Annotated in this window: 18 protein-coding genes and 3 riboswitches; of the genes, 5 read left to right on the top strand and 13 right to left on the bottom strand. The window is 38.2% G+C overall.

Going from position 1 to position 19,855, the window contains the following annotated elements:
• Positions 1–10: 10 nt before the first annotated feature.
• Positions 11–196, bottom strand: a riboswitch (cobalamin riboswitch).
• A 125-nt stretch (positions 197–321) separates the two neighbouring features.
• On the bottom strand, positions 322–1,098 hold the full coding sequence (locus tag BMMGA3_RS01165) for a hypothetical protein (protein ID WP_003348484.1): 777 nt from the start codon (positions 1,096–1,098) through the stop codon (positions 322–324).
• Between the two features lie 395 nt (positions 1,099–1,493).
• Here BMMGA3_RS01165 and mgtE point away from each other — a divergent pair, with 395 nt between their 5' ends.
• Positions 1,494–2,852, top strand: coding sequence for a magnesium transporter (gene mgtE / locus BMMGA3_RS01160; RefSeq protein ID WP_003348488.1), 1,359 nt, complete (start codon positions 1,494–1,496; stop codon positions 2,850–2,852).
• A 52-nt stretch (positions 2,853–2,904) separates the two neighbouring features.
• On the opposite strand, the gene BMMGA3_RS01155 is transcribed toward mgtE, so the two are convergent.
• Positions 2,905–3,567: an SOS response-associated peptidase gene (locus BMMGA3_RS01155; protein ID WP_003348490.1), complete on the bottom strand. Its 663-nt coding sequence runs from the start codon at positions 3,565–3,567 to the stop codon at positions 2,905–2,907.
• A gap of 249 nt (positions 3,568–3,816) precedes the next feature.
• Positions 3,817–3,995: riboswitch (Lysine riboswitch) on the top strand.
• Positions 3,996–4,123: 128 nt separating this feature from the next.
• Between BMMGA3_RS01155 and BMMGA3_RS01150 the strand changes: the two genes are divergently transcribed.
• Both BMMGA3_RS01150 and BMMGA3_RS01145 read left to right on the top strand, forming a co-directional pair.
• Positions 4,124–5,548 carry an amino acid permease gene (locus tag BMMGA3_RS01150; protein ID WP_003348491.1) on the top strand — a complete coding sequence of 475 codons (1,425 nt, stop codon included), beginning with the start codon at positions 4,124–4,126 and terminating at the stop codon, positions 5,546–5,548.
• Positions 5,549–5,678: 130 nt separating this feature from the next.
• A complete protein-coding gene (locus BMMGA3_RS01145) occupies positions 5,679–7,040 on the top strand; it encodes a S8 family peptidase (protein WP_003348493.1) in 1,362 nt (453 codons plus the stop codon).
• 103 nt (positions 7,041–7,143) lie between these two features.
• Here the strand turns inward: BMMGA3_RS01145 and BMMGA3_RS01140 are convergent, their stop codons facing one another.
• Positions 7,144–7,962 carry a class I SAM-dependent methyltransferase gene (locus tag BMMGA3_RS01140; protein WP_003348495.1) on the bottom strand — a complete coding sequence of 273 codons (819 nt, stop codon included), beginning with the start codon at positions 7,960–7,962 and terminating at the stop codon, positions 7,144–7,146.
• A 324-nt stretch (positions 7,963–8,286) separates the two neighbouring features.
• Here BMMGA3_RS01140 and BMMGA3_RS01135 point away from each other — a divergent pair, with 324 nt between their 5' ends.
• Both BMMGA3_RS01135 and opuFB read left to right on the top strand, forming a co-directional pair.
• Positions 8,287–9,255, top strand: a complete 969-nt coding sequence (locus BMMGA3_RS01135) for an ABC transporter ATP-binding protein (protein ID WP_003348498.1) — start codon at positions 8,287–8,289, stop codon at positions 9,253–9,255.
• Positions 9,248–10,762: an osmoprotectant update ABC transporter permease/substrate-binding subunit OpuFB gene (gene opuFB, locus BMMGA3_RS01130; RefSeq protein WP_003348500.1), complete on the top strand. Its 1,515-nt coding sequence runs from the start codon at positions 9,248–9,250 to the stop codon at positions 10,760–10,762. The genes BMMGA3_RS01135 and opuFB overlap by 8 nt, the downstream gene beginning before the upstream one ends.
• A gap of 71 nt (positions 10,763–10,833) precedes the next feature.
• Here opuFB and BMMGA3_RS01125 read toward each other — a convergent pair whose 3' ends face one another.
• The 10 genes from BMMGA3_RS01125 to BMMGA3_RS18050 form a co-directional block, all read right to left on the bottom strand.
• Positions 10,834–11,301: a CBO0543 family protein gene (locus tag BMMGA3_RS01125; protein WP_003348502.1), complete on the bottom strand. Its 468-nt coding sequence runs from the start codon at positions 11,299–11,301 to the stop codon at positions 10,834–10,836.
• A 550-nt stretch (positions 11,302–11,851) separates the two neighbouring features.
• Positions 11,852–13,393, bottom strand: coding sequence for a gluconokinase (gene gntK / locus BMMGA3_RS01120; RefSeq protein WP_185762566.1), 1,542 nt, complete (start codon positions 13,391–13,393; stop codon positions 11,852–11,854).
• Positions 13,394–13,493: 100 nt separating this feature from the next.
• The gene (locus BMMGA3_RS01115) at positions 13,494–14,513 is read right to left on the bottom strand and encodes a thiazole biosynthesis adenylyltransferase ThiF (protein ID WP_003348505.1); all 1,020 of its coding nucleotides are present in this window, start codon (positions 14,511–14,513) and stop codon (positions 13,494–13,496) included.
• Positions 14,513–15,277, bottom strand: a complete 765-nt coding sequence (locus tag BMMGA3_RS01110; protein ID WP_003348506.1) for a thiazole synthase — start codon at positions 15,275–15,277, stop codon at positions 14,513–14,515. The genes BMMGA3_RS01115 and BMMGA3_RS01110 overlap by 1 nt, the downstream gene beginning before the upstream one ends.
• Before the next feature lies 1 nt (position 15,278).
• Positions 15,279–15,482, bottom strand: coding sequence for a sulfur carrier protein ThiS (thiS, locus tag BMMGA3_RS01105; protein WP_003348507.1), 204 nt, complete (start codon positions 15,480–15,482; stop codon positions 15,279–15,281).
• A gap of 4 nt (positions 15,483–15,486) precedes the next feature.
• The gene (thiO, locus tag BMMGA3_RS01100; RefSeq protein ID WP_003348508.1) at positions 15,487–16,617 is read right to left on the bottom strand and encodes a glycine oxidase ThiO; all 1,131 of its coding nucleotides are present in this window, start codon (positions 16,615–16,617) and stop codon (positions 15,487–15,489) included.
• On the bottom strand, positions 16,601–17,230 hold the full coding sequence (tenI, locus tag BMMGA3_RS01095) for a thiazole tautomerase TenI (protein WP_003348509.1): 630 nt from the start codon (positions 17,228–17,230) through the stop codon (positions 16,601–16,603). The genes thiO and tenI overlap by 17 nt, the downstream gene beginning before the upstream one ends.
• A 93-nt stretch (positions 17,231–17,323) precedes the next feature.
• A riboswitch (TPP riboswitch) is annotated at positions 17,324–17,429 on the bottom strand.
• A gap of 54 nt (positions 17,430–17,483) precedes the next feature.
• Entirely contained in the window at positions 17,484–18,452 is a 969-nt protein-coding gene (locus tag BMMGA3_RS01090) for a DMT family transporter (protein ID WP_003348510.1), read from the bottom strand.
• Between the two features lie 265 nt (positions 18,453–18,717).
• Positions 18,718–19,140: a metallothiol transferase FosB gene (fosB, locus tag BMMGA3_RS01085; RefSeq protein WP_003348511.1), complete on the bottom strand. Its 423-nt coding sequence runs from the start codon at positions 19,138–19,140 to the stop codon at positions 18,718–18,720.
• Positions 19,141–19,209: 69 nt separating this feature from the next.
• The gene (locus BMMGA3_RS18050) at positions 19,210–19,374 is read right to left on the bottom strand and encodes a hypothetical protein (protein WP_003348512.1); all 165 of its coding nucleotides are present in this window, start codon (positions 19,372–19,374) and stop codon (positions 19,210–19,212) included.
• Positions 19,375–19,855 lie beyond the last annotated feature (481 nt).

The following is a 19,855-nucleotide window of genomic DNA, read 5'->3' as shown; positions in this document are numbered from 1 at the left end:
CTCGTAGGTACTCGGTGCTCAAGGAACAGGCAGGTCTCCTGGCTTATGGTCATCACTTGCTGCACCTTCCCATACAAACTTTGTACAGTGGCTGAACGCAGCTCGTTCCCATTTACAGTGGCGGGACCGCGTTGGATTTTCACCAACTTCCCTTTTAAGTCTTAAAAATTAAGACACCTGTTCCAAATATGTATGAAATTTTCCGTCAAAAATCATTATACACAATTTGTAATGAGAGACGTAAAATTTTTTCATAATAAATTAAGATGGCTTGATTCGTGTTTATGTTGTAATGGAGGGATCTGGCCCCTTCCTTCACTTTTATGTCGCAAAAAGCTGCCATTCTCTTATTTTCTTATCAAAGACAAGTTTTGCATCACTTTTTTGCTTATTTACTTTTTCATATTCTTCATACATATCATCCATATTGTCAAAATCTCCAATTGCCCAAATAGGAATTTCCAAGCGGTTTCGGTTTTTTACAAGATTTTTCAATGACAAAACAGCACCTTCCTTCATAAACCCTGACAACGACATCAAAAGTTCTTTTGTTACAGGAGGATACGAGCGTTTTTTCTTGATTCCCAAAAGGGTCTTATCAATTTTCAAATGATTCAGTTTCATGGAAATAACATCACCAAGCATCCGGTAAAAATGGTGTAAATGGCGATAATATGTTTTATTAAACCATCCATCATCTTGAGCAAGGTAAGCAAATAGATTGCCGAGATGGTTATAAAACGGCGGCTTTAAATGCTGCTTAAGATGGCCAAGGTATAAGAGTTCAGCAATCTCAATTCCTGACAGCTCGTCAAGGTTTTCGACTTCGTCAAAGTCGATCCAGCAGAAATCTCCATATCCGTAAACATCATCCTTTACTAGCTTTTCCAGTCTCTCACGGGGAACATAATCTAGATGTGTATGCATGTTAAATTCCCCATCATCAAAGTTGTGTTTCAGCAATAACAAATTGTTCATTGAATCTGAAAGTGAACGGGCAAATTCAAAAAACTCGATTCCATACGTGATAACATAATGGTCACTTTCATTTAAATGAACATAAATAAGATCCCGAAACTCTTGATTGTGCTTTCTCACTGGCGAAACCTCCGAGCGTTTGAAAATCTATATTTTTCCGGAAAAATTCTGTTTTATTTTATTGATAAAAAAAAGCGGATTGCTGTCTCCTTGCGAGAAAAAGACGACTCCACTGGAAACACTGTCTATATAAAACGATCAATAAATATAGTTACTATTTTATCAAAAATTGAAAAAAATATCTTTGATCATTTGTCTTGTTTTCAAAAAAATTACTGTATCCATGCCTATTCTTTTTAAAAGCGTAAGCCAATACCTATTGTGCTCATAAACTGTAGATAAGTCGTTCTCGAAAATTTTCTTAATGTTATTCTTATACTTTCGTTTCCAATAAAAGATAAATTACTTATAATAATCTTGGAAGCAGAAAGACCGGCGGAAGGAGCGTGAAAAGCATGATTAAAAACATAACAGAGGATCAAATTACTCTTCATATCATCAAATCTTTGAAAGAAAACAAGAAGAAAGTTTTCGAAGATATAATGGACGAACTACAGCCATACGATATTGCTCAGTTATATGAAAATCTGCCGGAGAAGCATAAAACACGTTTTTTACTTTATTTAAAAATCGACCAGCTTGCTGATTTAATAGAAGAATTGAACAGAGAAAAACAAATCGAAGTTTTAAATAAACTTGGCATCGAGAAAACCGGAAAGGTTCTCGATTTAATGGATAACGATGATCTTGCTTCTCTTTTAGATGACCTGTCACCCGAAAAAATTTCAGGCTTACTAGCCGGAATGAAACAGGAAGAATCAAAAATTGTCCAGGATATTATGAAATACCCTCCTGAAACAGCCGGACGCTTAATGACAAACCGGTTTGTTTGGATTAGAAATTATTATACAGTAAAAGAGGCCGTTGAAAAACTTAAAGTATTTGCCGAATTTGCAGAAACAATTAACTATTTATACGTAGTCGACCAAGAACGAAAACTTGTCGGAGTCGTATCTTACCGGGACTTGCTTCTCGCTGAACCTGATGAGATTATCCGCAACATTATGTACGAACGAGTCATTTCGGTCAATGTTACGACCGACCAGGAGGAAGTTGCACGACTTATCGAACGGTATGACTTTTTAGCCATGCCTGTTGTAAACGATGAAAACATTTTAATAGGAATTGTCACTGTCGATGATATCATTGACGTTTTCATTAAAGAAGCCAATGAGGATATAGAAAAGCTTTCGGCTTCTGGGAAATCAATTGATTTTGAGACGAAAGCTTTCATAGCAGCTTTTCGCCGCCTTCCTTGGTTAATATTGCTTTTGTTTATAGGGCTTGTTTCAGGCAAGATCATTAGCGGCTTTGAAGAAACGCTTCAAAAGGTAGTAGCCCTTGCTTTTTTTATGCCCATGATTGCTGGAATGACCGGTAATACCGGAACACAGTCACTTGCCGTTGTCGTAAGAGGCTTAATCTCGAATGACATTAATAAAAAAGTCATCATCCGTTTGATTATTCGTGAACTCGGAGTAGGATTTATCATTGGCATCATATGCGGCGTTTTAATTTCGCTGATCGCTTTTATCTGGCAAGGCAATGCTATTTTAGGATTGGTTGTCGGCTGTTCACTGTTTCTTACTCTTATTATCGGAACTTTAGCCGGAACGATTATCCCTTTAATCTTATATCGATTCAAAATTGACCCTGCTGTGGCTTCAGGCCCGCTTATTACAACATTAAACGATATATTCTCGCTCAGTACGTATTTTGGGCTTGCCTCTATGTTCATCAACCATTTATTGTGAAAAACTATTTAGGGGATTAAACAATATTTGAGCGCTGAGATTCAGCGCTTTTTTATTTAAGTGGAGCAATGACTTCCTTTGTTTCATTTTTTGGAGAGTTAATTAATGTTGAAATTTCATATGCTTCCATTTCTTCGGCATCATATGGAACAAGGAGGGATTTCAAGTACTCCGTATCTTCAATATTTTGATCTAGCCAGGCAGCCTGATTTTCCGGCGTCAAGATAACTGGCATTCGATCGTGAACCTTTTCTGTTAACTCATTTGGCCGGGTTGTGATAATCGTGCATGAATAGATGGTTTCGTTCCCTTTTTCCCAGCGGTCCCATAATCCCGCGAATGCAAACGGCTCCCTATTTTTTAGGACAAATCTGTAAGGCTGTTTTATTTTCCCATCTTTTTTCCATTCATAAAAGCCGTCGGCTAAGATTAAACATCTTCGTTTTTTTAGAGGATTTTTAAAGCTTGCTTTTTCATCCAGCGTTTCTGCTCTTGCATTGATAAGTTTATAGCCGATCTTTTCATCTTTGGCCCAGAATGGAATCAGCCCCCAGCGCAGTTGCTTCCCAACCCTTCCTTGACTTCCCTGTATTACCGTTAATATATTCTGGCTTGGCGCAATATTATATCTTGGAATATATTCTCCTTCGTACTCAAACTGAAACTGCATCTGTAAACGATGAATATCTTCCGCCAAAGAAAACCGTCCGCACATAAAAAACACCCTCTTCTCCGTATTTCATTTAAACTTACCACAATTTTATCAAGCTTTCATACTTTAGTGTAGTGCGGAGGCTAACTCATAAAGGACTGACTCTTTTTGATAACAATATATATTGGTTTTATTCGTGTAAAACATTCTAGTAACAGTGCTTGGCTTTTATGGATACTTTTTTCATTGACTTTCTATAGCCAAGCCTGTATTCTAATTCGTGTAGTTGAATAATGATTCCTCATCAGCTCAAGATGAGGTAGAGGTCGCGGTGTTTATTAGTAAATTGTCCGAGAGTCAGAGAAACTCGATGAAGCAATTGAAAGGAACCACCGCCGAAGCGCCATAATTTCTCTGGTTATGGCAGCTGGGGCTGTATCCGAACAGGTGCAGAACTGTCATGGCGTTTGCTATGATGAACTATCCATTTGTCTGATGCGGTTGTATCGGCACACCGACATCCGGTGTGCTTTTTTAATTCTTACCGATCTGGCATATGCAAATGCAGATAGTTCCCCAATTTTGAGCCAAGAGGAGACAACATGAGAGGAGAAGAAATATGGGGAAAAATAATCAATTAGGTTTATGGATCCTTACCGCCCTTGTAGTAGGCAATATGGTAGGTTCAGGTATATTTATGCTGCCTCGTACATTATCAGAAGCAGCAAGTCCGGCAGGGGTTATTGGCGCTTGGATTTTGACAGGATTTGGAGTTCTCATGACTGCTTTAGTATTTGGCAATTTAGCACTGAGAAAACCAAACCTTTCCGGCGGACCACAAATTTACGCAAAAGAATTATTTAAACCAGGTTCTAAAACGTCTATTTTATCTGGCTTTATGGCTTCATGGGGATACTGGATTGGAAATTTAGCTGGAAATATTGCGATTATTACAACTTTCGCTGGCTACTTATCAACATTTTTCCCTGTTCTGACGAATAAGGCAGTACTGTTCAGCATTGGTTCCTTTACTTTAAAAGTAGGCAATGCATTAACGTTCCTTGTTTGTACTCTTCTTTTATGGGGAACGCATTTCATCATTTTAAGAGGTTTGGAAAATGCCGGTAAGCTGAATTTCGCTGCAACTTCCGCCAAAGTTATCGGATTCTTATTGTTCATATTAGTTGGTCTTTTCGCTTTCCAAAAAGCAAATATCGTTCCGTTTGTCGCACCAAGAGTTGGTGAAAACGGAGAAACAATTGGACTGTTTAGACAAATTAACAATGCTGCCCTTTCAACATTATGGGCATTTATCGGGGTAGAATCAGCTGTCGTTTTTGCATCAAGGGCAAAAAAGAAAATTGATGTAAAACGAGCGACAATTCTTGGTTTGTTTATTGCCCTTGCCATTTATATAGGCATAAGCACACTTGTCATGGGGATGTTAAGCCAGAAAGCTCTTATCCATTCTGAAAAGCCGTTAATTGATGCTATTCAAACCGTTCTCGGTCCAATAGGAGGAAAGCTTTTAGCCGGAATCGGTTTGATCAGCCTGTTCGGTTCTACACTCGGCTGGGTAATGCTGAGTGCTGAAGTTCCATACCAAGCAGCAAAACAAGGATTATTTATCCCGGCTTTCTTAAAAGAAAACAAAAACGGGCTTCCGGTCTTTTCGCTTATCGTGACAAATTTACTTGGCCAGCTGTTTATTTTCTCAACGATCTCAAACTCCATTTCAGCAGCGTTTGATTTCGTGATTTACATTGCCACACTGTCATATCTTGTGCCATATTTTATTTCTTCTGTCTTCCAGTTAAAGCTGGTTGTAACAGGTGAAACTTACACAAACAGAAGAAGCAGAATGGTCGACGGAGTCATTGCCGTTCTTTCAACCCTTTATTCAACATTTGTGATTGTTGCCGGAACGGCTGATATTAAAACTTTTACATTCGGAATGCTGCTCCTCGCAAGCGGTATCTTATTTTATAAACAGCTTAACAAACAGCCTGCAGCATCAAGAGCAAAAAATAAAATTCCAGCATAAAAAAAGTGTGCCGGCATAGTGATACATGCCGGTTTTTTTTCTCCATTTTTTTATTTTTTCCATCCATTCCCTTTGTAATTTCCCCCCTACAAAAACAAGCTAATCATATAATACGAATAGGAGTGGAAACATGGGAAAACTTTCAAAATCTTTACTTGCCATTTCAATTGTTATTCTTTTATCGATTGGTTCAATTTTTCTTCTCCAAAATGATAAAGAAACCACTAACAATCCAAACCTTGAAAACCGATTTCAAGCCCCTTCCAAGATTCAAAATATTAAACATAATAAGAATGTTCTTCACATCAACAGCATTGAAATGGGAGAAACCATTAAAAATCACTTAAGAAATGACCCTTCCGTCTCTCTGATTAAACACAATAATAAAAATGAAAGCCATTATCATAAAAGAGAAGTAACCGTTAAATTTTCGCGCCATCCTGACAATCCGGAAATTGCCAGAATGACAAATGACATTAATGGAAATGTCGTCAAATACTTGGATTCTACGATCGTATTTAAGTCCAACGAACTTAGCACTTCAGAACTGATTCAATATTTTAACAGCCAGCCCGATGTCATATTTGCTGAACCTAATTATATTTATCTGCAAAATCAAATTAGTTTTCCAAATGATTTGCTCTATCGTGAACAATACCAGTGGAATCTGCCTGTTATTCAAACTGAAGCCGGCTGGGATATTACAAAAGGCGATGAAAAAATCATCATTGCAGTTGTAGATACAGGAGTTGATTTGAATCATCCGGATTTGCGTAAGCGACTGACAAAAGGTTACAACGTGCTGGAAAACAACGATTATCCTGATGACGATAATGGCCATGGTACACACGTAGCAGGTATTATCGCGTCTGAAACGAATAACCGTGAAGGAATCGCCGGCATAACCTGGTATAACAAAATCATGCCAATAAAAGCCATGGGAGCTGAAGGATACGGTTCCACCTTTGATATTGCAAAAGGTATCATTTGGGCAGCGGACCATGGAGCCAAAGTAATAAATTTGAGTTTAGGAAATTACCACCCCTCTTCACTTATGAAAGAAGCGGTCAAATACGCTTTTGAAAAAAATGCTGTAATTATTTCGGCTGCGGGCAATGATAACTCAAACCATCCCAGCTTTCCGGCTGCTTATCCGGAAGTTCTTGGAGTATCAGCAGTCAGTTACAGTGGCCAACGTGCGCCTTTCTCAAATTATGGGGATTATATCGATGTATCTGCACCGGGAGTTCAAATCCCAAGCACATACTTCAACAAGCAGTATGCGGCCTTGTCCGGTACATCGATGGCTTCTCCCCATGTCGCCGGGCTTGCAGGACTGATCCTGTCTGCGAACCCAAATTTAACAAATAAAGATGTTATGAACATTATCAAAAGTACCGCCTATGACCTGGGAGCCCCGGGAAAAGATAATGACTTCGGCAGTGGATTAATTGATGTACAAAAGGCACTCCAAGCTGTTCATAGCAAATAATAGATGGGTCTGATTCATATGGATCAGACCCTTTATTTAGTTGTATATTGATTGTAAATAATCTGGCTTTAGACGTATTAGAATAAGGCTAGATTCGATCGAATTACTTTCTCTCGAAACGCAAATAAACAAACTTCATCATCTTTAATAAATCTACAACCCTCACCATTACACGAGTTCCACTTTCCCACTTCTTGCTTACGGGTATACCTTTGAAGTACGATTCGCAGGATAATACCTTGATTTTTGACGACCAGTCTTCAAATACTTTTGGATTGTTGACATAGAAATACATTTTAGCACCCTTGTTCCCCGTTTTTTCCACCGTACGATTTGAAATCTTTAACGCAAATTTTGATTCCGCATCGAAATACAATTCGCCGCCTGGAAAGCGAAGCGACATTTCCTGAAATATTCGTTTGAGTTGGTTTTCCTGAAAATAGTAGAAAACGCCAGCAGCTACAAAAAGTATGCCGTCATCCTCATTAAATATCACATCGTCAAACCATGAAACATCAAAAAATGATTTAGCAATGCTGATGTTCCTCGGAGAGTCAGCGATAAGAGTTTTTCTGAAAGCTATTGCATCTGGTAAATCAAGGTTGTACCAGTTAATTGTGCCATTATCAACTCTTGAAAATGTAGTATCAAGTCCCGCACCGATGTTTACTATAGAGGCCCGAGGATGTTTTTCTATAAAAGCTCGGATGGTATCGTCAACTTTTCGTGCTCGTACTATATAGCTTATGCCTCCGTATTCTCCAAAGGTCTTGGCTATTTCGGTAAAATTAAAATCACAACCTGCAATGATCTCTATCGCTTCCTTGTCGTACAAAATATCTGGATTCTTCTCACTGGCAGTAGCACGTCCCCAAAGAGGTATTAGCATTGTGCCCTGAACGGATTGTAAATTTAATGACATATAATTTTTCCTCCTAAAAAAATTTAAGCTATCAAATCACTTGGATAGATCATTAACGAAGTTCTGATAAATTTTCGTCCAGGCAGCTCTTGGATCAGAGCGAGTTCTCATACGCGAGGATGATTGATACACCATAAAGAAATCACTTTGATTTACTTACCATATCCCCATTTTTTCAGAAGGAATATCCAAAATTGAATGGAATACATTAAAAAAGCCGTTTTTCAGAAGACAAGCATCGTTGATGAATACATGAACCTTTTCATCAGTAAAAAAAGATAGACATACAAAACCATAAAAAGAAATATTGAGGAGAACGTTATAATGATTGATTTTCACAATGTATCTAAACGATATGCCGATGGCACACACGCTGTAAAATCCCTCGACTTGAAAATTAATGAGGGAGAATTCTTTGTCATCATTGGTCCAAGCGGATGCGGGAAAACGACAACACTAAAATTAATCAATCGTTTGATTGATTTATCAGACGGGATGATTTTTATCAATGACAAAAAAATAAGCGAATATAATATTCATGAATTACGCTGGAACATCGGCTATGTTCTCCAGCAGATCGCTCTCTTCCCCCATATGACAATCGAAGAAAACATTGCCATTGTACCGGAGTTAAAAAAATGGAGCCGAGAACAAATACAAAATCGTGTGAATCAGCTTTTAGAAATGGTTGGGTTGGAACCTGATCAATACCGCAAGCGGAAGCCACATGAACTTTCAGGGGGCCAACAACAGCGAGTAGGTGTCGTCCGTGCTTTAGCCGCCGATCCCCAAATCATTTTGATGGACGAACCTTTTAGTGCATTAGATCCGATCAGCCGCGAAAAGCTGCAAGATGACATGCTTCATCTTAAACAAAGTATTAAAAAAACAATTGTATTTGTCACTCATGATATACAAGAAGCTTTAAAGCTTGGAGACCGGATTTGCGTTATGAAAGATGGGGAAATTGTACAGGTGGGAACGCCGGAAGATATCCTTCACCATCCAGCCAATGAATTTGTAAAAGAATTTATCGGAATCTCCCAAAATCGATATAATGAAAATGTAACCGTTGAACAATTCGTTCGCGAAATCGATTTACAAAAAATTTCTAACAATCAAGGGATAACGATCCCATCCTCCCTGCCTTTAAAAAAATCTCTTGAAATGCTTGTTCATCAAGATGAGCTGACTGTAGAAAAAAATGGCGAAATAATCGGAACAATAAACAGAAAAATAATTATTCAGTATTTTGCCGAAAGAATCGGAGAAAGAGAGGGAGGAAATGAATAATTTTATTGAAATTCTAAAAGAAAGACAGTCTCAGCTTGTCAATGCTTTGATTGAACATATTCAAATTTCCTTTATTGCTCTCTTTTTCGCTGTCATTATCGCCATTCCGCTCGGCATTTACTTAACAAAAAATAAAAAAGTAGCTGAAGGGATCATCGGTATAACAGCCGTTCTGCAAACAATCCCTTCCCTTGCACTGCTTGGACTCTTCATTCCGTTATTTGGCATCGGAAAAGTTCCAGCTATTATTGCCCTTGTTGTTTATGCATTGCTTCCTATTTTAAGAAATACGTATACAGGAATCAAAGAAGTAGATTCTTCATTAATAGAAGCAGCAAAAGCAATGGGAATGAACGGCAGAAAAAGGTTGCTCAAGGTCGAACTTCCTCTTGCAATGCCTGTTATTATGGCCGGAATCCGGACTGCCATGGTATTAATCGTTGGTACAGCTACCATTGCTGCCCTTATTGGAGCTGGCGGTTTGGGGGACATCATTTTGTTAGGCATAGACCGAAATAACACATCCCTTATCATACTTGGGGCTATCCCCGCTGCTCTGTTAGCCGTACTCTTTGATATTTTGCTTCGAAAGTTTGAACGAATTTCTTTTAAAAAAACAATCACAACTCTGGGAGTGTTGACAGCCTCCGGCATCCTCTTCATGGTTCTTCCATTATTATTGGGAGAAGAAAAGAAAGATATTGTGATCGCAGGGAAGCTTGGTTCAGAGCCTGAAATATTAATAAATATGTATAAGTTACTCATTGAAGAAAATACTGATTTACATGTTGAACTGAAACCGGGATTTGGGAAAACATCTTTTGTCTTCAATGCATTAAAATCAGGGAGCATTGATATTTATCCTGAATTTACCGGAACAGCCATATCGGAATTTTTAAAAGAAACTGCTGTAAGCACTGACAGAAAGGAAGTTTATGAACAGGCAAGAAAAGGAATGCTGAAACAATTCAATATGATCATGCTGGAACCGATGGATTATAACAATACGTACGCACTAGCAGTTCCACAGTCCACCGCTGAACAATATCAATTAAAATCCATCTCCGATTTAAAAGCTGTACAGCAAAACATAAAGGCTGGCTTTACTTTAGAATTCACTGACCGTGAAGATGGATATCGCGGGATACAGAAACTTTATGATATTCATTTTAAAAATGTCGTTACAATGGAACCAAAACTCCGCTATCATGCGATCAACACGGGTGATATAAACTTGGTCGATGCTTATTCAACAGACAGTGAATTAAGACAATATCATCTCGTTGTCCTGAAGGATGATAAACATTTATTTCCTCCGTATCAGGGAGCGCCTCTCCTAAGAAAAGAAACGGTAGACAAATATCCTGAAATAAAAGAAGCATTGAACAAGCTTGCCGGGAAAATCACTGACGATGAAATGCGTGAGATGAATTATAAAGTAAATGTTGAAGGAAAAAGTGCTGAAGAAGTCGCAAGAGAGTATCTGGAAAGAAAAGGACTTCTATAACTCTCTTCGTAGATCCTTCTAAGCAGCTATGAAGGGATAGTGTTTTATCCTCGTTAATGAGGGATAAAACACTATCCCTTCAATTTCTCTTTTTTGTTAATCAACTGCATAAGGATACGAACAAAAAGCGATAAAAGAAAAAGGGTTATAAACGAGTACATCCAAGTCCAATTACGGTATTCAATTAAGTTGGTATATTTTTCACAAAGAACCTCAACAGCCGTTATAGCAGCAGAATATAATGCATCTTGTAGAATAATGCCTAAAAATTTGGATCGATAAGATGTTTGATAAAAGTAGACACAAACAATTGGATATAAAAAGTATTCATAAAGAATGCTTGTCTCAAAATATTTACTTAAAAACCTTACAGGGTATTCAATCATATTTTTCTCTGCAACAATAACGCCAAAAAATGATGAAAAATAAGCTTTCATTAAGAAAACTAAAATCGTATCTTTAAATAAAGGTTTTCTTAAACTGAAAATTAATAAAATAATTCCAAATATAAACAATGCCCACAAAATAGTTCTATCCATGGATAAGTCTCCCGTTATTAATTCGCTTTTCACTTATTATTCCCCAAAAAACAAAATCTCTATCAATCCATAAAAAAATATAAAGACACCAAGCTTCCTGAAAATCCAAAACATTGATGTATTGAGAATGCATATGCTTTAGTCAGAGTCAAAACAGTTAGATAAGTTATTTGTATGTCAACTTAATTTCTTATTTATATAACAAATAATTATTGGAGATGATTAATTACTCAACATTCCTTACAGAAAAAAATAAGCTAGTCGCCCTCCTTTTCAAATTATTGAAATTTATCTAGAGCCATGTTTAATTCTATTTTGTCAACTTTTGATTCACCAAAGATGCATCTCAAGTTCAATGTAAACCCCTATGTCCTCTCTGTCTCTCTGTTTTCCCCATAAATTCTTCAAAATATGACATACAATTTTTTAATCAAACGTTTGATTAAAGAGCAGAAAATCTCATGGAAATCATACACTTTTCCAGGGAAATAAATGCGGAATTTGTCAAAAGCAGACGGCCTTTCTTTGACAAAAATAGGCCCAGGCACTTCTAAATCCATTTCTTTTGGAAAACAGCAATGCTTTCATACTCTTCTTTTAACAATTGAGAAAGTCTTATATAGATAGGAATTAACTCTTGATAGATTGCAACATTTTCTTTATTCGGTTGATGATGGTAGTTGGCGCCTACCATATCAGAAACGACATTTAATGTATTTACTTCACCGAGACTGTATAAACCAATAATTGCTGCACCGAGACATGAGCTTTCGTAACTTTCGGGGACATAGACTTCCTGGTTAAAAATGTCTGCCATCATTTGCCTCCATAGTTCTGACCTTGCAAAGCCTCCTGTTGCTTGAATCTTTTTAGGCCCACCTATTAGTTCTTCTATGACAAGAAGAACCATATATAAATTGAAAATTACGCCTTCCATAACAGCCCGAATAAGGTGCTCTTTTTTATGATGCAAACCTAACCCAAAAAAGGATCCTCGTGCATTCGCATCCCATAAAGGCGCTCTTTCCCCCGCTAAATATGGATGGAATAATAAACCATCCGAACCCGGATTGACTTTTGCTGCTATTTCTGTAAGGATTTCATATGGATCTTTCCCCATGCGTAAAGCAGTCTCTATTTCAGAAGAACCGAGCCAGTCACGAACCCATCTGAAAGTTATGCCGCCATTATTAACAGGTCCGCCAATCACCCAATGATCTTCAATTAAAGCATAACAAAAGATCCTTCCTTTAGAGTCAGTTACAGGCCGATCCGTTACCGTCCGAATTGCACCGCTTGTACCAATGGTGACAGCCACTACTCCAGGCTCTATCGCATTGACACCTAAATTGGACAAAACTCCATCACTAGCTCCTACAACAAAAGGGGTATCTGACGGCAAGTTCATTTCTCTTGCATATGTTTCGTCCAATCCCGTCAGCCGATACGTTGTTGGAACGGGCTCAGAAAGCTGTTTTTCTGCAACACCCGCAACAGCCAGTGCTTCCTTGTCCCATTTTAAAGAAGTCAGATTAAACATCCCAGTAGCAGAAGCAATGGAGTAATCAATAATATATTTCTTAAAAAGCTTAAAAAAGACATATTCTTTAATCGAAACAAATTTATAAGTGTTTAAAAAAAGTTCTTGATGCTCATGTCGAAGCCAAGTTAACTTTGAAAGAGGGGACATCGGATGAATCGGTGTACCCGTACGGAGATAAATTTGATGTCCGTTCATCTCATTTTTTATTTTTTCAGCCCACATGGAACTTCTATTATCCGCCCATGTGATACATTTCGTTAAAGGCCTGCCCTCTTTGTCCACTGCAATAACACTATGCATAGCCGAACTAAAAGATACACAAAGAATATTTCTTGGTTCAACATTGCTTTTTTGTATTGTTTGCTTAATCGTTTTGATCACAGCTTGAAAAATTTCTTCCGGATCTTGCTCTGCAGAGGACGGTTTAGGCGACAATAATGGATATTCAACTGCAGAATTCGAAACAACAGTACCATCAACTCGAAACAGAACAGATTTGGTGCTCGTTGTTCCAATGTCAACACCGATAACATATTTTGAACTCACTATTTCATTCTCCTTCCATTAAAGAAAAAGACCGGAGGATAACCAGAATTGGCTCTGATTTTCCTTCGATCCGGGGCTTAGTTGTTTTTTGTTATAAATTTATTTATCCGATAAAGCGATGATACAAGCTTTTCGCCTCTGCAATATCTTTTGTACCGTGGACTAGCACTCTTCCGTCTTTAAAAACGACAAGACGATGATCCCCTTGTATAAACGAAACAAGGTATGGATTCTTCTCAACCTTTCCACCTACACGAGAAAGTGTTTCTGCCAACTGATTCAAATCCCTTTCAATTCGTTCAGGAGGTCTGATTTGCACTGTATTCCTTCCGCAAAGAACCGCTGTTTTTGTTTGATTTTCTGGTTGTAAATACGGATAGATGGGAGCTTCTCCGCAGGATGGGCAATCTGCTTTTTTCATTTTATCAACATTCATGGCCACATAATGATTGTTCCAGAGATCAAACGAAACGAGCGTATTCCGCAAAGCTTTTCTGTCCTCAACTAAAATTTTTAACGCTTCCGACGTTTGATGGACAACAACCATTTGCACGGCAGGTGCGATAATTCCGGCTGTGTCGCAAGTTGCTCCACCCATAGGAACACTTTCAAGAAGACAGCTTAAACATGGCGTTTTTCCGGGTATAATTGTATAGCTTAAACCATAACTTCCGACACAAGCTCCATAAATCCAAGGAATCTTACGTTTTTGTGAAATGTCATTAATTAACAAACGGATATCAAAGTTATCAGTAGCATCAAGAATAAGGTCAACATCTTCAGTTAATTCTTCCATTTCTTGAATGCCCACGTCCATAATGTGCGATTCAATCTGAACATCCGAATTGATCTGCAGCAGCCGCTCCCTTGCTGCAATCGCTTTCGGCATTCGATTTTCCGCGTCTTTTTCGCTGAAAAGTTGTTGTCGTTGAAGATTGCTCCATTCAACATAATCGCGGTCAACGATCGTTAATTTGCCAACACCTGCACGGACTAGTATTTCAGCGTTGCCGGTACCAAGAGCACCGGCGCCGATAATCAATACATGTTTAGAAGACAGCTTTTTCTGCCCTTCTTTTTGAATTCCGGCAAACAATTCTTGCCTGGAATACCGCTCGCTCATTAAACGATCATTCCCTCCAGCGGGCTCGAGGCGGTTGCATACCTTTTTTTCGGAATTCTTCCTGCTTCATACCCCATTCTTCCTGCTTCAATGGCCAGCTTCATCGCGAGAGCCATTTTCACAGGATCTTTTGCACCTGATACAGCGGTATTCAATAGAACACCATCTGCACCCATCTCCATTGCTAGAGCTGCATCTGCCGGTGAACCGATTCCGGCATCAACAATGACAGGTACTGTTGCTTGCTCGATAATCAGGCTTAAATTTAACGGATTTACAATTCCTTGACCGGAACCAATCGGTGAAGCTCCGGGCATAATGGCATGCACGCCAAGCTCCTGCAATTTTCTTGCTAATATTACATCATCAGAAGTGTAAGGGAGAACGATAAATCCTTCTTCTAGAAGCATTTCAGATGCCTTTAACGTTTCAATCGGGTCTGGAAGAAGTGTTTTATCATCACCAATAACTTCTACTTTTATCATATCACATAAACCGGACGCCTTTGCCAGTTTCGCAATTCTAACCGCTTCTTCCGCCGTTTTTGCTCCTGCTGTGTTAGGAAGCAAAGTAAAATTTGTAACTTCAAGTTTTTCCAAAAAGTTCGGCTGGTTCGGCTCATAAATATTCATACGGCGTACCGCAAATGTTAAAATTTCTGCACCGGATACTTTTACCGCCTCTTTCTGTACATCAAAGTCAGGAAACTTCCCTGTTCCAAGCAGTAATCTCGATTTAAACTGATATGGACCTATTTTTAACATTTCAACCGCCTCCCACAAAATGAACAATTTCTATTTTATCGCCATCTGACAAATAAGCTTTTGCATGCTCACTTTTCTCAAGAATTTCTCGATTCAGTTCAACAATGGCTCCTTTATCTTGCAAGTTAAAGTGAGTCAACAAATCCTGAATCGTACGTACTTCATTTGACAGTTCAACTACATCTCCATTTATAATGAGCTTCATTTTGTCACCTCGTTATCAGGGTTTTTGAATACCGGTCTACCCGAAACGGCTGCAACGTCTCTTCCTGCCGTTCGCCTTCGATCAGCTCTGTCATCCACCGACCTGTGATCGGACTAAGCAATATTCCGTTGCGAAAATGGCCTGCCGCAATAAATAACCCTTCAATTTCAGGATGCTTGCCCATATAAGGCAACCCATCAGGAGTTTGGGGACGAAGGCCTGCCCAAGCTTTTTCCCATTCGCCCTCAACAATGTTCGGTAATATTGTTTCTGAAATTGTTAAAAGGTCCCTAATTCCCTTTAAAGTAACCTTTTTATCATATTGTCCTTCTGCCATGGTAGCGCCAACGATGAGACGGCCCCGTTGTTTTGGCACAATGTAGCATCCTTCCGAAATAACGGTAGCGGTAATCGGTGATGCCGAATATAGTAAAGAAAAACACTCCCCTTTCACAGGATATAATGGAAGATGAAGGCCGGTTTGTTGCAGCAACATTCCTGACCAGACACCTGATGTCACTACAACCGTATCACTGTAAAAATTACCGACATTTGTTTCAATGCCAATAATCCGGTCATTTTGAATAATGACTCCTGTTGTTGTTGTGTACTCTCGTAAACACACACCTAAAATGGAGGCTGCCCTTGCAAAAGCAAAAGTTAATTCCGGAGCAAGCACATGTCCATCATCTGGCAGATACATAGCACCTGCAAGATCACGAGAAAGGTTCGGTTCTTTTTCAATCAGCTCTTCAATAGACAACCATTCAGCTCTTTGTCCTTGCTTCTGGTAGAATGATATGAGTCTCTTTAACTCATTGCCTTCGTCTTCTGATCTAGCTACCTTTAATAACCCTTTCCTCACTAGGTGAATATCAATACCTGAACATTCTTTTAGTTCCTCTGATATGGCCGGAAACAGACTTCTGCTCGTTTGCGCCATGTCATAAAGAGGCCCGGCTTCTGTAATTTCCGCCTGTGCGCCAAGCATTCCCGCTGCTGCGCTTGATGCCTCGCATCCAATTCGGTCTTTTTCGACTAACAGGACCTTTCGTTTCTTTTTTGCCAAATGAAAGGCAATTGAACTGCCAATCACTCCGCCTCCAACAATAATAACGTCATAACTGGTTGTCATTTGAAACCCTCTTTTCATTTACAATCGAATATAATTCTTTTATTGCTTCTAAAGGTGAATGAGCTTCCCATATCAATGACATTACGGCGATGCCGGCCGCTCCTGTCGATAAAACTTCTTTCGCATTTTTAGGTACTATACCTCCTATCGCGATGACTGGAATTTTCACTTCCTTCACAACTTGCTTCAATGAACCTAGACCTCTTGGTGTCAACCCCGGCTTTGAAGAAGTGGAGAAAATATGTCCGTACAAAAGGTAATCCGCTCCCTGCTCTTCTGCTTCAATAGCTTCTTGTACCGAGTGAACCGATTTCCCGATGCGCAATTCCGGAAAGCTGGTTTTAACAAGTTGTACATCAAGGCTTAGGTACGTAAGTTGAACACCCTGTGCATGAACTACACTTGCAACGTCTGCGCGGTCATTTACAACTACTTTTCCAGACGGGATTCCTTCAGCGATCATTGCCTTAATGATGGTATAGACCTCTTTGGCCGTTGCTTTTTTTTCACGGATGTGAATGGCGGTTACATACGGATGAATCTCAGAAGCTATCTTCACAAACTGATCGGTTTTTTGAATACCGTTCGAAATGACATGAATTTCCTTTTCCATCGTCCACACCTGCCCTTGGACGTAAAATTGGCAAAACAAAAACCACTCTCCAGCATAAAGAGTGGTTAAAGTACATAAAAATACTCTAGTCTAAAAGAATAGCCTCCACTTCCCTACGCTGGTATGACCCAGATCAGGTTCAAAGGGTTTAGAACCGAAGTTCAATCTCAGCCTTTAAAAGGCTCCCCTAGTGTTATGAATTATTTAATTTATTGAAATTTTAACACGAATTCGAAAAAGTGGAAACATTTTTTTAGGCTTGTTTGCGTTGTAATTGCCTTCCATCTTTAATTACGTTAAATTTTTTTTGAGGTTCATTTGATTTGAAGGATAAAATAATTACCATAGCCATCACGCACAGAGCGCCAAATGCTTGAAATAGTCCAAAAGAAACATGAAGCCAAATAATCGCTGAAATAACAGCGACGAGCGGTTCTGTACAACTTAGCAGACTCGTTTCTTTCGGGGCAATGAAACGAAGGCTTTCCAAATAAAGAAAAAAAGCAATTAACGTTCCAAAAATAATAACAAAGCTAATAAGTGAAATTGTATGAATAGACCAATCTTGAATTTCTATTTCCCAAGGAGGATGAATAAAACTCAATCCAATTCCTCCTATAATCATTCCCCAGCCAACAACCACTATTGACCCCCATTTTTTAAGTAATTGAACGGGGTATATTGTATAAAAAGCAAGGGCTATACCGGACAATATTCCCCATGCGACAGAGATATTGGAAACGGCAAAATTTTTAATCGAACCGTTTGTTAACAAAAGGAAAGTTCCTAAAAGTGCTAATATAATCGCTGTTAGGTCACGAAGATCCGGATATGCACGATATCTCAAAATGAAATAGACAGTTATAAATATCGGAGCTAAGTATTGAAGTAAAGTAGCAACCGCAGAATTTCCTGTTTCGATAGAAGCGAAGTATGTATACTGAACTCCTAACAATCCAACTAACCCAAATAGTAATAACTGGAGTCGTGTCTTTCGATCTTTCCAAATCGCCCATACCTTTTCTTTATCTTTACTTAACAGACCTATTGCAATTAATACGACACCCGAGAATAACAGCCGAATTGTCACTAGCCACCCAATCGGAACACCATAATTTTGAAAAAGTTGCTGGGCCGCTGTACCTGATAACCCCCATAATGTAGCTCCGAAAGTAACCATTAAAATACCTTTGAATCGGTCTTGTCCTATGAAACTTCCCACACCTGTTCCCCCTCTTGGCAGATCATATTAATATTGTATATTAAATTGTAAGAATAGTATAAACCTTTTATCGAATTCACACTTGTTTCTGCCAGGGGCTCCGTTATATAAAAAACCGGGATATGCCCGGTTTTTCGGAATGATAGAATGTAAGCACATAAGAGTAATCGACGGCTAATATATTAAAATAAAAGCTCATATATCAAATTAAAGAATCATATATCAAAATAAAGGCTTATATACCCAAATAAAAGCTCATAAACTTTCAATCAAAAAATTGCATATGGTGTTTTTCACTTCTGTAATAAGATAACCGGTCATCCAAGGAACCTGTATGAAATTCAAATTTATGTCCATCAGGGTCTGTAAAATAAACTGAACGTTTGTCTCTTCCATCTCTGTCTCTACCTGGAAGAATATTAACACCAAACTCTTTTAACTTTTGAACCACATAATCAATGTCTTCTTCCTGTATTGAGAAAGCTATATGAGTGTATGAATGCTGAATTTCTTTTCGAGGAATATCCCTTTGAACATTTAAAGCTAACCAAATCCCATTTAAAGCAAAGTAAGCCAAGTTTCTACCTTTGACTAATAGCTTTGCGCCAAACACATTTTGGTAAAAATGAATGGATTTCTCCAAATCAGATACAGAGAAGGTCAAATGATTAATACCTCCGATTTGCAATGTTATGACACCCCCCAATCAAAGATTTTAACTGTTTAAGACGATACTAATCTTGCAGTATCGCACTTGTTAGTCGTAGGCACTATTGGATATGTTATCATTAATTTTTTTCAACAAAGAAATAATCTCTTCATTTTGTTTAACTTGCTCATCAGAATTAACTTTAATAATATGTACCCAGTAGAATATAAACACCAACAACACAAAAGGTAAGATAGGTAGAATAATTTCCACAGTAAAACCCCTCCCTCTTTCAAAATTTAATATCCACTAATTTATTCCATACATTCTTGTTGGATTCCTGTATTTTTCACTCTTCTTAATAATTCTTAAATAAGAAAAAACATTACTTCCAGTTATTGAAGTAATGCCCCTGTTTATTTTGTATATTTTTTGTTAGCAATTTTTAACAACTTTTTAATCTGTTCTTAACAAAGATTGATTAATATATGAATTGTAATCCAAAGTTGTTCGAGCTTTTATATACTCTGGTTTCAGACTTAAATAAAGTTAAGTTTGAGGCTATGATTACAAGTTCGAACAACGACAAAAAAAGATTATTTTATTCAAATCTTTAAAACTTCCTCCCCTTTTCCCCCCTCATTCCAAAAAACAGACAAAAAAAATCGAAGAAAAATTAGGATCATGCCTAATTTTTCTTCGATCTAGAACCGAATTATTATCTTGTAATTACATTCCAGCAAAAAAGCATTGT

Origin of the sequence: Bacillus methanolicus MGA3 (genome assembly GCF_000724485.1) — a bacterium.
GTDB lineage: Bacteria > Bacillota > Bacilli > Bacillales > Cytobacillaceae > Bacillus_Z > Bacillus_Z methanolicus_A.
Note: the sequence above shows the minus strand (reverse complement) of the source record. Positions and strands in the feature narration are given on the sequence as shown.

Excerpts from the sequence above, each read along its gene's own strand:
- mgtE (WP_003348488.1), top strand. The coding sequence starts at position 1,494 with ATGATTAAAAACATAACAGAGGATCAAATTACTCTTCATATCATCAAA.
- BMMGA3_RS01155 (WP_003348490.1), bottom strand. The coding sequence starts at position 3,567 with ATGTGCGGACGGTTTTCTTTGGCGGAAGATATTCATCGTTTACAGATG.
- BMMGA3_RS01150 (WP_003348491.1), top strand. The coding sequence starts at position 4,124 with ATGGGGAAAAATAATCAATTAGGTTTATGGATCCTTACCGCCCTTGTA.
- BMMGA3_RS01145 (WP_003348493.1), top strand. The coding sequence starts at position 5,679 with ATGGGAAAACTTTCAAAATCTTTACTTGCCATTTCAATTGTTATTCTT.
- BMMGA3_RS01140 (WP_003348495.1), bottom strand. The coding sequence starts at position 7,962 with ATGTCATTAAATTTACAATCCGTTCAGGGCACAATGCTAATACCTCTT.
- BMMGA3_RS01135 (WP_003348498.1), top strand. The coding sequence starts at position 8,287 with ATGATTGATTTTCACAATGTATCTAAACGATATGCCGATGGCACACAC.
- opuFB (WP_003348500.1), top strand. The coding sequence starts at position 9,248 with ATGAATAATTTTATTGAAATTCTAAAAGAAAGACAGTCTCAGCTTGTC.
- BMMGA3_RS01125 (WP_003348502.1), bottom strand. The coding sequence starts at position 11,301 with ATGGATAGAACTATTTTGTGGGCATTGTTTATATTTGGAATTATTTTA.
- BMMGA3_RS01115 (WP_003348505.1), bottom strand. The coding sequence starts at position 14,513 with ATGAGCGAGCGGTATTCCAGGCAAGAATTGTTTGCCGGAATTCAAAAA.
- BMMGA3_RS01110 (WP_003348506.1), bottom strand. The coding sequence starts at position 15,277 with ATGTTAAAAATAGGTCCATATCAGTTTAAATCGAGATTACTGCTTGGA.
- thiS (WP_003348507.1), bottom strand. The coding sequence starts at position 15,482 with ATGAAGCTCATTATAAATGGAGATGTAGTTGAACTGTCAAATGAAGTA.
- thiO (WP_003348508.1), bottom strand. The coding sequence starts at position 16,617 with ATGACAACCAGTTATGACGTTATTATTGTTGGAGGCGGAGTGATTGGC.
- tenI (WP_003348509.1), bottom strand. The coding sequence starts at position 17,230 with ATGGAAAAGGAAATTCATGTCATTTCGAACGGTATTCAAAAAACCGAT.